Origin of the sequence: Pseudomonas fluorescens, from assembly GCF_001307155.1 — a bacterium.
Taxonomy (GTDB): Bacteria; Pseudomonadota; Gammaproteobacteria; order Pseudomonadales; family Pseudomonadaceae; genus Aquipseudomonas; species Aquipseudomonas helvetica.
The window spans coordinates 1014091-1029546 of the sequence record NZ_CP012830.1 but is presented as its reverse complement, the minus strand read 5'-3'; the positions used below and the strand labels follow the sequence as shown (position 1 = coordinate 1029546).

10 protein-coding genes are annotated in these 15456 nt (G+C 59.6%); 1 reads left to right on the top strand and 9 read right to left on the bottom strand.

Annotated features, from left to right (window positions below; translation table 11 throughout):
* The first annotated feature begins 100 nt into the window (after window positions 1-100).
* A complete protein-coding gene (locus tag AO353_RS04740; RefSeq protein WP_054593915.1) occupies window positions 101-2845 on the top strand; it encodes an RHS repeat domain-containing protein in 2745 nt (914 codons plus the stop codon).
* Between the two features lie 111 nt (window positions 2846-2956).
* Here AO353_RS04740 and AO353_RS04735 read toward each other — a convergent pair whose 3' ends face one another.
* The 9 genes from AO353_RS04735 to algK all read right to left on the bottom strand — a co-directional run bounded on the left by AO353_RS04735 (window position 2957) and on the right by algK (window position 15456).
* Window positions 2957-4408 (bottom strand): mannose-1-phosphate guanylyltransferase/mannose-6-phosphate isomerase, encoded by a 1452-nt coding sequence (locus AO353_RS04735; RefSeq protein ID WP_054593914.1) that lies wholly within the window; start codon window positions 4406-4408, stop codon window positions 2957-2959.
* 309 nt (window positions 4409-4717) lie between these two features.
* Window positions 4718-5371: an alginate O-acetyltransferase AlgF gene (locus AO353_RS04730; RefSeq protein WP_054593913.1), complete on the bottom strand. Its 654-nt coding sequence runs from the start codon at window positions 5369-5371 to the stop codon at window positions 4718-4720.
* A gap of 14 nt (window positions 5372-5385) precedes the next feature.
* Window positions 5386-6561, bottom strand: a complete 1176-nt coding sequence (locus AO353_RS04725) for an alginate O-acetyltransferase (RefSeq protein WP_054593912.1) — start codon at window positions 6559-6561, stop codon at window positions 5386-5388.
* Window positions 6562-6572: 11 nt separating this feature from the next.
* Window positions 6573-8129: an MBOAT family O-acyltransferase gene (locus tag AO353_RS04720; RefSeq protein WP_054593911.1), complete on the bottom strand. Its 1557-nt coding sequence runs from the start codon at window positions 8127-8129 to the stop codon at window positions 6573-6575.
* A 209-nt stretch (window positions 8130-8338) separates the two neighbouring features.
* Window positions 8339-9463, bottom strand: a complete 1125-nt coding sequence (locus AO353_RS04715; RefSeq protein WP_054593910.1) for a mannuronate-specific alginate lyase — start codon at window positions 9461-9463, stop codon at window positions 8339-8341.
* 8 nt (window positions 9464-9471) lie between these two features.
* Window positions 9472-10920, bottom strand: a complete 1449-nt coding sequence (locus AO353_RS04710) for an alginate O-acetyltransferase (RefSeq protein ID WP_054598173.1) — start codon at window positions 10918-10920, stop codon at window positions 9472-9474.
* Window positions 10921-10931: 11 nt separating this feature from the next.
* Window positions 10932-12524 (bottom strand): mannuronan 5-epimerase AlgG, encoded by a 1593-nt coding sequence (algG, locus tag AO353_RS04705; RefSeq protein WP_237142960.1) that lies wholly within the window; start codon window positions 12522-12524, stop codon window positions 10932-10934.
* 26 nt (window positions 12525-12550) lie between these two features.
* Window positions 12551-14035 carry an alginate export family protein gene (locus tag AO353_RS04700; protein WP_054593908.1) on the bottom strand — a complete coding sequence of 495 codons (1485 nt, stop codon included), beginning with the start codon at window positions 14033-14035 and terminating at the stop codon, window positions 12551-12553.
* Window positions 14032-15456, bottom strand: a complete 1425-nt coding sequence (gene algK / locus AO353_RS04695) for an alginate biosynthesis TPR repeat lipoprotein AlgK (protein WP_081013697.1) — start codon at window positions 15454-15456, stop codon at window positions 14032-14034. The genes AO353_RS04700 and algK overlap by 4 nt, the downstream gene beginning before the upstream one ends.

Below are 15456 nucleotides of genomic sequence, written 5' to 3'. Positions count from 1 at the left end.
GTCATCGATCAGTGCCGTTGATCCAACCTGTAATTTCTGACAGTAGCCAAACGCAGTTTTTCAGCATTAGCTGTCGTAAAGCCCAAGGATGACGATAGCCATGCCGGTTCAGGCGCTCACCGTACACAGCCACACCCCGACGCTGGTTGTTACCGGCCAGAGTGGTTTGACGCTGCGTTCAGTCGGCTACTGCCGCAGTACCCTCGCAGAACCCGTCGAAGCGCGCATCAACCACACCACTTATGACCCTGCCGGGCGAGCGATTGAGCTGCGGGATCCGCGATTGGTGTCGGATGCTTCAGCCCCCGCCAACCTGATCACGATTTATTCCCTGTCCGGCAAGGTGCTGTGCACGATCAGCGTCGATGTCGGACTGCGGGTCAGTTTGTTTGGTGAGGCAGATCAACCGGTGCAGGGTTGGGATGGTTGCGGAAGCCAGCGCTGGACAGAGTATGACGATCAGTTGCGCCCGCTGACGGTGTTTGAACAGGCGGTTGAGGATGAGCCGTTGTGTTCGGAACGTTACGGCTATGGCGGCGCTGATCCGACAGCCGCCGCATACAACCAGTGCGGGCAACTGATTCGTCACGATGATCCGGCGGGTCGGTTGTTGTTCGCGGAGTTTGGCGTGAGCGGCGGGCTGCTGGAGCAGACGCGGGATTTTCTGCGAGAGCTGGAGCCCCCTGACTGGCCCGAGCTTGTGGCAGATCGTGAGAAGCTGCTGGAATCGGTGGCGGGTGCGACCACCCGCTCGCGCTTCAATGCGTTGGGCGAGGCGTTCGAACAGACCGATGCCAAAGGCAACCGGCAGTTTTTCAGCCAGACCGTCGCCGGCCAGTTGCGCGAAGTTCGCTTGCAACTGGCGAAAGACAGCGCGCCAACCCCCCTGGTCAGCGCCATCCAGTACAACGCCCACGGCCAGACCGAGCGGGAATTCGCCGGCAATGGCGTGCTCACCACGCTCGATTACGACCGTGAAGACGGTCGTTTGATCCGGCTTCAGGCCATACGCGGTAACGCCACGCTGCAAGACCTGCGCTATGCCTACGACCCGGCGGGCAATGTGCTGAGCATCGAAGATGCGGCGCTGCCGATTCGCTTTTTCGCCAACCAGTGCATTGAGCCGATCAGTTGGTATGACTACGACAGCCTTTATCAGTTGATCGCAGCCACCGGCTGGGAGGCGGGGGCTGCCAACCGCGGTCCGCAGTTTTCGACCTTTGACGATCCCGCCGCGGTGGGCCATTACCGCCAGACCTATCGCTACGACGCCGGCAACAACTTGTTGGAACTGACCCACGTCGGCCCGCAGAACCACGGCCATCGCCTGGTCGCTGCAGCGCACAGCAACCGTTGTTTACCGGTGCTCGAAGGTGTGGAACCGGGCGAGGAGGACTTTCGCCACGGTTTCGACGGCAACGGCAATTTGCTCAACCTGCAACCGGGGCAGTCGTTGAGTTGGGACCTGCGCAACCAGTTGCGCGAAGTGCGACCGGTAGAGCGCGATCTCGGAGACGACGATAGCGAATGCTATGTCTACGGCTCCGACGGCATGCGCGTGCGCAAAGTGCGCTCGACGCACACCCATGCCCGGACGCTGATCGTTGAAGTCCGTTATCTGCTGGGTCTGGAACTCCGCAGCCACAGCGGTACCGGCGAAGTGCTGCAGGTGATCAGCGTCCAGGCCGGGCGCAGCAGCGTGCGGGTGTTGCACTGGGAACCAGCGCTACCCAAGGACAGCGCCAACGATCAATACCGTTACAGCCTGAATGATTACCTGGGCTCCTGCACCCTGGAGCTCGACGGCGCGGGTGAAGTGATCAGCCAGGAGCGTTATCACCCGTTTGGTACGACCGCGTGGTGTGCCGGACGAGGGGAGAGTTATAAAACGGTGCGCTATTCGGGGAAAGAGCGGGATGCGACGGGGCTTTATTATTATGGGTTTCGGTATTACATATCTTGGTGGCAGCGGTGGTTGAATCCGGATCCGGCGGGAGCAGTTGACGGCCTGAATCTCTATCGCATAGTTCGAAACAATCCAGTCAACCTCAAAGATGTCGATGGTAGGCAAAGTAACTTCAAAGATTTATTTAAGCCTGAGCAGGGTGACCTGATTTTTGGCTTGGCAAATGTTCTGGATAAGGGGTACTTGAGCTGGTGGGCAGTGTTGAGCAAACGCGGTGATTATTTGGCGAAGTATCTTGAAGGGAATGAAATTGCGAAACTGGAAGAAGGACTGAATTCTAAACGTGATAGTTATAGCTCTATTCGGGGCGCGACCAGGCTCATGGGCTTATATTCTCAGGCAGGGGCGAAAGTTGATAGTAGTAAGCAGTTTTGGGCGGGGCAATATAGCTCGATTGCCACGCTGGTCTTCAGGATGGAAGAGCAATATTACGCGAATATAAAGGCAAGGTATGGCGGATGGAGATCGACCAGTGCAAACAGACAATTTTCAGAAAGTTACGCGGCCGAGCTTGCGAATGGTCACTACTCTGTACGTAAGACGTTTGAAAAGTATGTTGATGCTGATGATAAATTTGGTCATAAATTAATTAGTCGAGCCAGTAAAGCAGGCTTGTCAACAATACTGAGCTCAGGGCGCACGGATGTTATTCATTTCACGCTTGACGATTTGGACATGGATCAAGTTGTGATGAAGACCCGGCGATCTGCAACCTCGTCAGAGTTGCGTTATCTTTTTCGCAATCGCGAGAAATTGGTAGATAAAGTACTGTTTTATCAAAATAACAAACTTGTGGATGCACCTTGGCGGACAGATCGGACAGGGTGGAGTCGCTACAAGCCAAAAAGTACGTTGGGCGGCGCTTCCTCGTCCAATTGAAAGTTGCCATTGGGGAAGAGGTAATCAATATTTTGGAAAAAGCCCCCACCCAACCCACTGCGGATAGGGCGCGCAGTCGGCTGGACGGAGGCTACTTGTTTTACCGATCAATCACTGGGCGATGGTTTTCACCGACACACCACGTTCAATCGGGGTAGAGCGACCGTAGATATCTTCAAAGCGCTCGATATCGTCTTCGCCCAGATAGCTGCCCGATTGCACTTCGATGATTTCCAGCGGGATCTTGCCCGGGTTGCGCAGGCGATGGACCGAGGCGATCGGGATGTAGGTCGACTGGTTTTCACAGAGCAGGAACACGTTTTCGTCGCAGGTCACTTCGGCGGTGCCGCTGACCACGATCCAGTGTTCGGCGCGGTGGTGGTGCATCTGCAATGACAGGCAGGCGCCCGGCTTGACCGAGATGTGCTTGACCTGGAAACGCCCGCCCATGTCCACCGAATCGTAGGAACCCCACGGACGGTAGACCTCGCAGTGGTTCTGGGTTTCGCTGCGACCCTGTTCGTTGAGGGTGTTGACCATCTGCTTGACGCCTTGGACCTTGTCCTTGTGGGCGATCATCATGGCGTCCTTGGTTTCGACCACCACGATGTTCTCAAGGCCAATCACCGACACCAGTTTGCCGTTGCCGTGGATCATGCAGTTGCGGCTGTCCTGGATCACCACGTCGCCTTTAGTGACGTTGCCGTTGGCGTCTTTTTCATGCACGTCCCACAGCGACGACCAGCAACCGACATCGCTCCAGCCAGCGGACAGCGGCACTACGCAGGCGCGTCGGGTTTTTTCCATGACCGCGTAGTCGATGGAGTTGTCCGGGCAGCAGGCGAAGGTGGCTTCGTCGAAGGTGATGGTGTCGGCGTCCTGTTCGCTACGTTCCAGGGTCAGCAGGCAGGTGTCGTAGATGTCCGGGTCGTGTTTTTTCAGCTCTTCGAGGAAGCGGCTTGCGCGGAACAGGAACATGCCGCTGTTCCAGAAATAACCGCCGGCTTCGACGAACTCGGTGGCGCGTTTCACGTCGGGTTTTTCGACGAAGTGCGAGACCCGGCTGACGCCTTCGGGCAGCAACGCATCGTTGGCGGACTTGATATAGCCGTAACCGGTTTCCGGTTTGGTTGCCGGTACGCCGAACAGCACCATTTCGCCGCGCTCGGCGGCTACAGTAGCCAGGGCCAAGGCGCGTTGCAGGGCTTTCTGGTCTTCCAGTACGTGGTCGGCCGGCAACACCAGCATCAGTTCGTCACGACCTTCATTGACCAGCATCATCGCGGTCATGGCCACCGCAGGTGCGGTGTTACGGCCGAAGGGTTCCATGAGGATGCGCTGGGCTTCCAGTTTGCGGTTGCTCAACTGCTCGTTGACGATGAAGCGGTGGTCCTTGTTGCAGACCACGATGGGGCTGTCCATGCCTTCGAACACCAGGCGTTCGAGGGTTTGCTGGAACAGCGTTTGTTCCCCGGTCAGGGCGAGAAATTGCTTGGGGAACTGTTTGCGCGAAAGCGGCCAAAGACGTGAGCCGCTACCACCTGACAAGATCACTGGAATCATGGTGTTACTCCTTCAAAATCGTAATGGATTAGAGCGACGAGGTTTTGTCGTTTCACTCTTGTTCTTATTTCGTGTCGGTCACCTTTTTGGGGTGACCACAATGCCGGTCGGTCCAAAGACTGTGGCGAGCGGGCTTGCCCGCGCTCGGCTGCATAGCAGTCGTAAAACCGCTGCGCGCGTTCGATCTGGCACACCGCGATCGCCAGATTTGGGACCGCTGCGCGCTCCAGCGCGGGCAAGCCCGCTCGCCACAAGTACTTCACTTGACTCGATACCTAGGATGATCGGCAGGCATTCCGGGCAAATTCATTAACGCGTCGAGACCGGGCGTTTTACCCAGACTGGCGACAGGCTGCTGCCGTTGCCGGTGACGTAGAGCACTGCCGCTTCACCGCGCTCCAGGGCGACCGGCTTCACGTCGCTGACTTTCTTGTCGCCATCGAACAGCGCCAGGCTGACTTTCACCGGGTTGATTTCACGCTCGCCACGGCTCTTGGCAGCGACGGCCTGGACCACTTCGGTCTTGCCGTCGGCAGTCTTGAGGGTCAGTGCCTTGTCGCTGAGGTTCTGCACGCGGACCAGGGATTTCTGCTTGTTCTTGAACGGTGGTTCTTCGATCAGTAGCGGCTGGCCGCTGGCGTTGTTGACCAGGGTGTAATAGTGGTCGGCGGCAAGTTTCAGCGGCAGGCTTTGGCTACCGACCTTGGCGCTGTAGTCGCCACCGGGCATGAAGCTGAAGTCACTGCTGCCCAGTGGCGCGACATCGCTGATAGCGGTGCTGCCGACACTGGCGCTGACTTCGGCATTACTGGCGTTGTAGATCCGCACAAAGGTCGAACCTTTCGGCGCGACTGGGCCGTAGAGTGCCGCGTCGCCACCGGCGAAGGCCTGGGACAGCAGACCCATACCTGCTACGAGGACAAAGGTCTTGGCGAGACGACGAGGAGTTGTAGTGAAAGTCATAGGAGTTACCTCTTTCAGTTTTGCGCCCGGTCGGGCGTCTCGGATTTGCGGTTAATTGCTAGGTTTTGCTGGCGAGCACCGGCTTGCTTGAGCTCTGCGACCCACTGCGGGTCGGCGTCGCCGATTTCGTTGTTCACAGGCAGATAGCGTTCAGGAAACTCCCAGATCAGCACCTGTGGCGGGCTGTTCTTGAAGGCGTCGCTGTTCAGGTAGCTGAGCATCGGCAGGATCGGGCCATGGCCGTCTTCGGCGTAATTGACCACGTCGCTGTGCAGCGCTTGCTTGAGCGCGCCGACGAAGTTCCAGTTCGGGTTGGCGCTGTAGCTGGTGCCGATCAGCGCTACCGGTACTTCGTTGTTGGCGAACAGCGCGTCGTCACCGGCTGGCTGGTTCTCAACCGCGTGGGTGTTGCGCTTTTGCAGGGGCTCTGGCGCCGGCATCAGGTTTTCGAACAGCGGGTCCAGCGGCAGGAACAGTCTCAGGTCGCCCTTGTGGCTGACTTGCTCTGCCGGCTCGGTGACAAAGCGCTGCGGCTGGCCACTGAGCGGAGTTTTGTCGGCGATGGTTTTGGCCAGTTGTTCGGCGGCGATTTGCGCGCCCTCTGGCGTCCAGTGCGTGTCGGTGCGCAGGAACACTTGCTGGCCATTCTGCTTGGCTTTCTGCAGCGGACCGAGCAGGTCGGGGGCGAGAATTTTGTCGGCGGCGACACGGGCGTGAAAATCCTTGTAGAGGTCGGCATGGATGCGCGCCGGTTTCACTTCACCCAGGTGTTCCGGGTACAGGCGAGTCTTGGCCGGGACAATCGCCATCACCAGTTGCACGCCTTTGGCTTTCAGGGTTTGGCGCACGCCTTCGACCAGCGCGTAGTTGCCTTGCAGGTTCAGCTCTTCATTGACCACCGGGTTGAATTCTTCATCGCTGTACAACCACTGATCGCGACCGAGCACTACGCCCGGACGACCTTCGTTGAACAGTTTGAAATCCAGTGCCGCCCAGAGGTTGGTGCCCAGGCGTTTGATCGGGAAATGGTCGTCGTAGTGAGTCTCCACGGCTTTGCTCCAGCGGCCGTTGAGCACGGTTGCATCGGCGTTGGTGCTGAAACCAAAGAAGCTGCGCATTGACCACAGGCCCAGGACCATTAGAGTCACGAGGAACAGGGCGATGTAGAACAGGCGTAATGAGCGGGTCATGGTCAGATCCCTCAGAACTGGAAGTAAAGGAACGGCGAGAAGCTTTGCGCCGAGAGTTTCAGGATTGACGCGATGAACAGCAGCAGCACCAGCGCACGCATGGCATAACGCGGCCAGTCCGCGACCCAGTAGGCCGGTTGCACTTGGGCATCAACGCCCACGCTGTAACCCGGTGTATGGAGGCTGCCGGGGTTGTCGCCCTGGACGGCTTTGATCAGACCTGGTTGCGCAGTGGCTGGACCGTCAGCTTCGACAGGCTTGCTCTTGACCGCTGGCCGATTGCTGTAGAAATCGCGCAGGCCGAAGAACGCCAGCGTGGCGTACGCCACTGCCAGGGTCGCGACTTGCAGGCCGGTGAGGCTGGCGCGGTTGAGTTCCGACAGCGACCACTCGCTGAAGCTGAACATTGCACCGTACATGCGAGCGGCAACGTGCAGGTTTTCCGCACGGAAAATCACCCAGCCCATTACCACCAGCAGAAAGGTCAGCGCCCAGCGGATCGGGTTGAAACTGCGGGGCGAGGTGTTCAGGCCGATGGCTTTTTCAATCGCCAGCCACATGCCGTGCCACGCACCCCAGACGATGTAGGTGATGTTCGCGCCGTGCCACAGACCACCGAGCAGCATGGTCAGGAACAGGTTGCGGTAGGTGATCAGTGTGCCTTTGCGGTTACCGCCCAAGGTGATGTAGAGGTAGTCGCGCAGCCAGGTCGACAGGCTGATATGCCAGCGGCGCCAGAACTCGGTGATCGACTGGCTGATGTACGGCTGCTTGAAGTTTTCCATGAAGCGAAAACCCATCATCAGGCCCAGGCCGATGGCCATGTCGCTGTAGCCGGAGAAGTCGAAATACAGCTGCGCGGTGTAGGCGAGGGCACCGAGCCAGGCATCGCCCGTGGTCGGGTTTTGCAGGGCGAAGCAATGGTCGGCGACCACCGCCAGGGTGTCGGCGATGAACACCTTCTTGATGAAACCCTGCATGAACCGCGTCGCGCCCTCGGAGAATTTGTCGAGGGTGTGAGTGCGGTTGTTGAACTGATCGGCCAGGTCGCGAAAGCGCAACACCGGGCCGGCGATCAGGTGCGGGAAGATCGCCACGAACGCCGCGAAGTCGATCAGGTTGCGGGTCGCCGGGGTATCGCCGCGGTAGACGTCGATGATGTAGCTGATGGACTCGAAGATGTAGAACGAGATTCCGATCGGCAACAGCACGTGGGTCAGGATGAACGGCGACAGGCCCATGGAGCTCATGATCGCGTTGATGCTGTCGACCCCGAAGTTGGCGTACTTGAAATAGCCGAGGATGCACAGGTCCACCGCCACGCCGAGCAACAGCCAGCGCTGCGCCGGTTTGCTCCGTACGCCGGCCGCCCCGACTTTCAGGCCGATCCAGTAGTTCCACAGCGTGACGCCGGCGAACAGTGCCAGGAAGTCCACGCGCCACCAGGCATAAAACACATAGCTGGCGATCAGTAGCAGCAGGTTGCGATAGCGTTGCCCGCTCAAGTAGTACAAGCCGAGAAAGATCGGCAAGAACAAAAACAGGAACACATTGGATGAAAACACCATCCTGATCTCTCCTTGTGTAACCAACAGTCAAGGGCCAACGGCCCCCCCAAACCCCCCGTGAAAAACCGGAAGGTTGTATTGCATTCGATCCCGTCACGCCCCCCGTAGGAGCAAGGCTTGCCCGCGATGGCCGCAACGCGGTGTAGCAGATGGACCGCGTCATCGTTCATCGCGGGCAAGCCTTGCTCCTACGGGTTTTGCGTCTCGGCTTATGAACCTTTGTTGCCCTTTTCATGGCTTGGGTCGTAGACCTTGGTCAAATCCCCACCCAGTCGAAAGCTCTTGAACGGCTGCATCGCATGCTTGCGTTCAAGCACGTCCGCCGGGCAGGTGTAGAGCGTGCAGAAGGGTTCGAGCCAGGCGAATTTCGAGTCGACCTTCAGGTCGGTCATGTCCTGTTCCTTGCCGTTCTTCTGCTCGAACGTTTGCGGGTCTTTCACCCCGGCGAGCACCCGGTCACCGAGGCGTTTCAGTGCGCCGTTGTTTTCCTGGCGCAAGTCCACACCGTTGGCCTGAGCGAAACTGGCGATCATCGCCAGCGGTGGCAGGGCGTAGTTGTGATAGGCCAGGGCCCGTTGCTGACGCTTGAGTTCGTTGGGCAGGAAACCCTGGGCGTCGACCTGATTGGCGCCGACCTTGTATTCCTTCACGGCCCAGTCGAACAGGTCGTGGCGGTTGGTCGCGACCGACGTTGCCATCACCGACCAGGCGGCCCAGTACGAGTGGTTGTTGGTTTGTTCGAGCGGCAGGTTGTCCCAGTCGCTGACCACCTGATCGGCCATCTTGCTGAACCACGCCTCGATCACTTGGGCTTCCTGCTGATGCGTTGCCAGCGGATGAGAGTCGGAGAACTTCAGGCGGATGTAGGCCGAAGCCATGCTGCCCAGCGCCCATTTGCGCATCGACTTGCCGGTGTGGTTGAAGTCCCTGGACATCAACGCATCGGCCTTGGCCCAGGCGGTAAGCCAGTTGAGCGTGCATTCCAGCTGTTCCGGGCGACCGTCGCGCATAAACTGCATCACCCGTTTGCTGGTGCCGCGTTCGAGTGTGGTGATGTCGGCGGTGGTGTCGCGGAAGGCTTTTTCCGACGCGACGTTGAGGGTCGAACGTGCCTTGTCGGAGCCTTCGTATTTGCTGCGAAATTGCAGGGCGCCGGTGTACGGCGTCGGCATCGCATCGCAGCCTTCGCTGCTGTCGCCGTTCTTGAATTTATCCACAGGCGCAAAATAGCCCTGCGGCGGACGCAGTGGCGTGGCGGCGTGGGTCGCCCCGGCGAACATCGCCAGGCTCAAGAGCGTAGGTGCAAGCAGGGTTTTCAGTTTCTGATTTCGCATAACAGACCTCATTGCCCGACCTGAGCGGTACGTTGCTCGGCGCCTGGGAACACGTTGCGTTTGCAGATTTTCGCTTCGACTTTTTGTGGCGCAGCACCCGCTTCCGGGCCCTGGATTTCGACCGCCAACAGGTTCTGCGTGGCCCAGTCTTCATCGGTGCGCAATTCAAAGGCGAAACGCCCGTCGGTATCTGCGGTGTGGGGTTTGTCGATCTTGATGTCTTCGTGGCGACCGTTCATGTACCAGAGAGTGGCTTGCAGGGTTTTCACCGATGGATCGGCGAAACGGATGTCGACCTGATGGTCGCTGTTGCGCAGGTCGATGTTCTTGCTGTTGACCATCAACTCGTTTTTGCCCGGCTTGAGCGTGGCGCTGCCGGACATCCGTGCCTCTTTGCCTTCGCAGCCGTTATCGAGCAGCGCCATCATCTGTCGGTAGATGGTTTGCTGGTCGAGGCGATAGAGCGGCGAAAATTCCCAGATGAGGATTTTCGGCGGCTTCTTCTGGAAGTCTTCACTGCCCAGGTACTGCAGCATCGAACCTTCCAGACCACCGCCGGGGAAAGCGACGTTGAGAATGTCGGCGCCAATGGCCTCTTCGAGGAACCCGGCGAAGTTGTAGTTCTTGCCGCTGTGGCTGGTGCCGACCAGGGTAATTTCCGGGTTGCCGGAATCACCGAACAGGTCGCCGTCTGCTGCTTCACCCTTAGGCTCGGTGGTGAACTGGTCCATGTACTGGATCGCGTAACTGGTACCGCAGAGCTGCCCGGCCATGTTGTGCAGGGTGCCGGTCTTGCCCATGCGCCCGGACCGCTTGGTCTCGAATTCGCGCTTGGGAATGCCGGCGAAGGCCGGGAGCTGCTTGACCTTCTCGGCGACGATTTTCGCCGTGCGCTGGGCACCGTAAGGCGTCCAGTGCTGGTCGCCACGGAAGTAGAAATCGTGGGCGGGCAGGGTGTCTGGCAGCGATTCGTTAGTCAGTGGCGACAGGTCAGGCACCACATAGCCCATCTCGGCAAAACGCCCGAGCATGCCCTGGTAGTTTTTCAGCGCCTTGTCGTAATCGAACGCGGCTTTTTCTTGCGGGTTGAGCTTATTGCGGTTCACCAGACCACGGGTCGGCTGATACACCACCACCAGTTCAACACCTTTGCTCTTGAAGGCGTCGTGCAGTTGCTTGAGCCGGCGATAGCCTTCGGGCGTGGTGTTGAATTCGGTGCGCAGGTCTTCCTGGGTGCGGAACAACCAGTCGCCTTGCGCTTGCACCAGGGTGGTGAAGTTTTGCTGATAACGCGTGGTGTAGTTCTTCGCGTCGTGCGCTTGCGGGCATAGGTTGCAGCAGGGTTCGGCGCTGAAGTTCGGTGTCTTGGCGTCGTCTGCACTCGCCGTAAAGCTTGCGGCAGACATCGCGGCAGTCAGGCCGGCGAGGCTGAACAGTTTGATCAAATGGGGTTTCATGAAAGTCATCCTCAGTCGCGCATTTCGGTCTGGCGTTCGACGGGGTCGATCAGCACGGCTTTCTGTTGGCGCACCAGCAGGTCGAGGATTTCGTCCTGGCGTTCGCCAAGGATTCCCGAGAAGCTGATGCCGCTGGATTTGGTCGGGGCGAGCATCGACACCCGGTACAGCTCGACGCTCAATGGCGAGTCGATGGACAGCGGTCCGCTGCCATTGGCCGCCAGTTCGCCGCCGACGACGATCAGCGAGACCTCGGCATCGAACGGGTCGAGCTTGATGTCGCGGTCGGTGTCGGTGAGGTCCTTGATGTGCCCGTAGACCCCGGTCAGGCCGTTGTTCATGGCGACGTTTTCGTAGAGGCGAATGTTCACGCTGTTACGAATCCGGATGCCGTGGCGCTGGTTGCTGATCACCTTGTTGCCCCACAACAGGTTGTCGGCACTCTCGTAGAGGGTGATGCCGTCGGTGTGGTTGCGGTAGATCTCGTTGTAGGCGATCAGGTTGTTGACGCTGTTACGGTCGATCACCAGCCCCGAGAGGTGGTTGTCGTAACTGCGGTTGTTGAAGATGAAGCTGTCGTTCACTTCGCGGGAAATGATGATGCCGTGCTTCTTCTTCGTTCCATGCACCGTGTTGTCGGCGATGATCAGCCCGTGGGAACGGTCGTGGGGGTCGATGCCGTAGACGATGTTGTCGCGGTAGGTGTTGCCCTTGACCACGAAGTCGCGGGTTTCATAGCAGTAGAAGCCGTACCACATGTCCGAGAACTCGGAGCCGATGATCCAGCCAGTCGGTTCCGGGCGCTTGAGTACCTTGGCCATGTTCGGCGTGTACTGGGAAATACTCACCCCGTAGGACTTGCTGTTGGAGTAACCGAAACTGGCCAGCTTGCTGTTGACGATGTAGGTCTGCGTGCCGCCCCAGGACAGCAGGAACGGACGGAAGTCCTTGGGCGAACGGAAGGTCGCCGGGCCGTTGTCCTTCTCGCGCCAGCCGGTGATTTTGCTGTCACGCACAAACAGCTGGCCGTCGTTGATCATGAACGAACCGGCCTCTTCGGACAGACGCAACTCCTGGGTCTGTTGGTCGATTTCGAGGATGCCTTTTTGCCCGACCACGATCGGCAACCTGGCGAGGAACACGCCGGGCGAGGTCTCGCTGAAGTACTGCTTGGGCAGCTTCTGAGCCAGGTCCTTGAGGTTGATGTAACCGTCGTCGATGAAGATCGCCTGAGGAATGCCATGTTGACGCACTACCCATTCAGCCATCTTGTTATCGCCGCCGATGAAGTCCTTCAAGGCGTCTTCCTGCATCATCCGACGCGTGCTGACTTTGCCGGCCTTGCTGCGCACGATCTTCGCCGCGACGGCTTGCGCGGTGTAGCCGGACAGGTCAGGTAGCTTCGGTGCGGCCAGTTCCAGCGATTCGGTCGGCGCGCTGCTGACGGTGTAGGTCTTGGCCTGTTGCAGTCCTTTGGCCACAGTCGCTTGCGGCCCTTTTGGCACCGGTGCTACCGGCTCGACGTTGGCGAATACCGCTGAGCTCGCCAGCAGCATCGCGGCGGCCAACAGGCTGAGCGAGCCTTTGAGCGCTGGGTGGTTCATCTGGGGCACTCCCTTGGCGGCTCGCATCAGAAGCGCCAGATCACGTCGATGAACGCGCGGTGCATGTACGAGTCGACCTGTTTGCCGTAGGCATCGCCCGGCTTGAACACACCGCCACGAAAGCGCACCAGCGCCGAGGGCTCATCGATCGACTGACTCAGGCCGGCCGGCAGCAGGCCTTGCTTGAAGTACTTGGTGACCACCAGATCCACTTCCTGGCCGAGGTCGGTCTTGCCATCCACCAGCGGCAACGAGGTGCTGGACAGCAGCGCGCCGGTGACGTCGTCGTAGTTGTTTTCCACGGCGTTGATGCCGTTGTTGCCGACCGGCTTGTTGCCGTCGACGCGCCAGAACTTGTGGTAGACCAGGCTGGCGTCGTAATCGTCCTGCAGCATCCAGGAGCCGAACAGCGTGGCGCTCTGCATGTTGTTCATGTCGCTACGGAAGGCCTCGCCAAAACGGTGAACCCGCGAGCGCGTACCGGTGTAGTTCGAGCGGTTACTCTGTAAACCGTTTTGCTCGTAATCGGCGCTGGCACGGGCGTAGGCCGCGCCGACTTGCCATTGCGGATCGAGGCGCAGACGCACGCCGAGGTCGGTGGCCCAGCCGCTGACGTCGCCGTTTTTCGAGGCATCGATCGGGCGGCTGCCATCGGCGTTCAACGGATTGACGGTGTCACGGTTGCCGCTCATGCCGGTGAGGCTGGCCCAGTAGTTGACCGTGTTGGTGTTACGCCAGTTGTAGGCGTCGCTGTTGGCTTCCACGCCGAGCCAGCTCAGGTCGCCGTTTTGTTTCTTGGCGAGCGAGTCAGGGGCTTCGCCGGGTGTCGGGAAGTCGAGCTTGCCGTCATCATGGGTGTGATGGGCACGCAGCCCGACCCATTGACCAGGCGTCCATTGGGTTGCGATATCGCCGAACACGTGCAGGCGATCCTTGTCCTTGGGCGCCAGTTCGGTGAGGTCGGTGCGGTACTCGCTGAAGCGTTCGGCGACACCGACGTTAGCCCGCAACAGGGTGGTGTCGAAGGTCCAGTTCAGCGCTTCGATGTTGGTGTCGCGCCATTGGCCGTCGTCGTTGCGCAGGCGTTGGCGACCGAGTTTCAGCTGCTCGCCGGGGTAGGGCGTCAGGCCGCTGTAACCGATCCAGAACTCACGCATTGCCAGGTAATTTTTCTTGCTCTGGCGGCCGTTGTTGCCGCTGCTCTGGGCGCCTTGCGTATCGGACTGCAAGGTGTCGGTTTCGATGATGTCGGTCGCAGTCACCGCCTGGCCCATCGCGTAGGCGCTCCAGTTGCCGCTTTCACCGTAGACCCATGGACGCAGGTCCAGGGCAACGCCGTTGACGTCGCCGCCGGGCTTGGTGCCAAGGTCGCTGTCGTCTTCGGACTGGCCGGTGACTTTCACTTCCAGGCCGTAGTTCTTGGTGTCAGTCATCGCGGCCAATGTCGGGCAGGACCACAACAGGGCGAAGGTCAGGCCGATTCCGGCTTGAACGAATGGATTGAGCTTCATAGGGATTCCTCGCCGTCTTTTTCTTGCAGGGCCTCGACTTGCAACGTGCTATGGCTCGAGGCGCCACGTGTGGCCTGTTCCTGTTTCAACAGACGTTGGGCCTCGGCCAGCTGTGCAGGCGGCAATTGGGTTTCGAGTGTTTGCGCCAGCTCAGTGGCTTGCGGGGTGTTTTGTGTCTTGGCCAACTGGCTGAAGACATAGGCGTTGAGCGGGTTGGGCTTGGTGCCCTTGCCTTGGGAAAACAACTGGGCGATGGCGAAGTCGGCACTGTTCTGGCCGTTGCGCGCAGCGGTCAGCAAGTGGTCCAGGGCTTTTTGCGAATAGACCTTGCCCAGGTAGCCACGGCGGTAGATCTGGCCGAGGTAGTAATCGGCGGCGACTTCCTTGCCCACGGCTTTCTGGAAATGTGCTTCGGCGACCTTGGCGTCGGCCGGCACCCACTTGCCTTCGTAGTAGAGTTTGCCCAGCAACAGTTCGGCGCGCGGCTGATCGGCGGCTCGGCCGTTTTCGAGGTATTCCATCATCTTGGCGACGTCACCCAGTTCGGGGAAGTCGTAGAGCAACTGCGCCAGGCTGACCCAGGACGCCGGGTAGCCGGGGGCGATTTGCTCGAGCATGGCTTGCGCGGTTTTTTCGTCCGGTTTGCCAAGGCTGGCATCGCCGAGCACGCGGGCCACGCTGTCCATGCGTTGGGCGGAAACTTTGCCAAGGCTGTAACCGGCCTGCAGTTGCTTGAGCAGTTGCGCCTGTTGTTCCGGTTGGGCACGTTTCTGATAGACCGTGGCCAGCTCGACGTAGCAGATGTCGGTGGTGTTCAGCGACGCTTTGCAGATGCGTTCGACGTCATCCAGGTGCTGGTCGTAAGTGCCTTGCGTGCGATACAGCAGCACTTGCGCCAGACCGGCTTCCGGATAGCGGGCGGCGCGCCATTGGTTGATCTGCTGCTGGGCGTTGATGTTCGGGAAGCTGTGGGGATATTGCAGGTACAGCATGGCCAATGGGATCAGGGTGTTGCCTTCGCCATTGGCAAAGGCTTTCTTCAGCAGGCCTTCGGCCTCGTGTTGCTCGGCTTCGGTCGATCCCGGTTTGGCCACCAGCAGACGGCCCAGGCGCGCTTGTGCTCGCGGCGAGGTATCGGCGGCAGCACGGTAGGTGGCTTCGGCGGCTTTGATCTGCGCCGGGTCGCGGCTTTCCACCTGGATATCGGCCAGCCCGACCTGTGCTTCGCTGTAACCCAGGTCGGCCAGTTGTTTGTAGTTCTGCTGCGCAAGCGCAGTGTCGCCGCGCTTCAGGGCTTCATTGGCCAGACGCTGGTCGGGCAGGCCGGCGCAACCGGCCAGGCTCACCGCAAGGGCGACTGCGCACAGTGTTCCCATGTGGGAGCGCGGTGTTCTGAGGATAGGTGGAGTGGTCACAGGCAT

Bases quoted from the DNA above. Each gene is read 5' to 3' on its own strand.
- AO353_RS04740 (WP_054593915.1), top strand. From the start codon at position 101: ATGCCGGTTCAGGCGCTCACCGTACACAGCCACACCCCGACGCTGGTT.
- AO353_RS04735 (WP_054593914.1), bottom strand. From the start codon at position 4,408: ATGATTCCAGTGATCTTGTCAGGTGGTAGCGGCTCACGTCTTTGGCCG.
- AO353_RS04730 (WP_054593913.1), bottom strand. From the start codon at position 5,371: ATGACTTTCACTACAACTCCTCGTCGTCTCGCCAAGACCTTTGTCCTC.
- AO353_RS04725 (WP_054593912.1), bottom strand. From the start codon at position 6,561: ATGACCCGCTCATTACGCCTGTTCTACATCGCCCTGTTCCTCGTGACT.
- AO353_RS04720 (WP_054593911.1), bottom strand. From the start codon at position 8,129: ATGGTGTTTTCATCCAATGTGTTCCTGTTTTTGTTCTTGCCGATCTTT.
- AO353_RS04715 (WP_054593910.1), bottom strand. From the start codon at position 9,463: ATGCGAAATCAGAAACTGAAAACCCTGCTTGCACCTACGCTCTTGAGC.
- AO353_RS04710 (WP_054598173.1), bottom strand. From the start codon at position 10,920: ATGAAACCCCATTTGATCAAACTGTTCAGCCTCGCCGGCCTGACTGCC.
- algG (WP_237142960.1), bottom strand. From the start codon at position 12,524: ATGAACCACCCAGCGCTCAAAGGCTCGCTCAGCCTGTTGGCCGCCGCG.
- AO353_RS04700 (WP_054593908.1), bottom strand. From the start codon at position 14,035: ATGAAGCTCAATCCATTCGTTCAAGCCGGAATCGGCCTGACCTTCGCC.
- algK (WP_081013697.1), bottom strand. From the start codon at position 15,456: ATGCCTGTGACCACTCCACCTATCCTCAGAACACCGCGCTCCCACATG.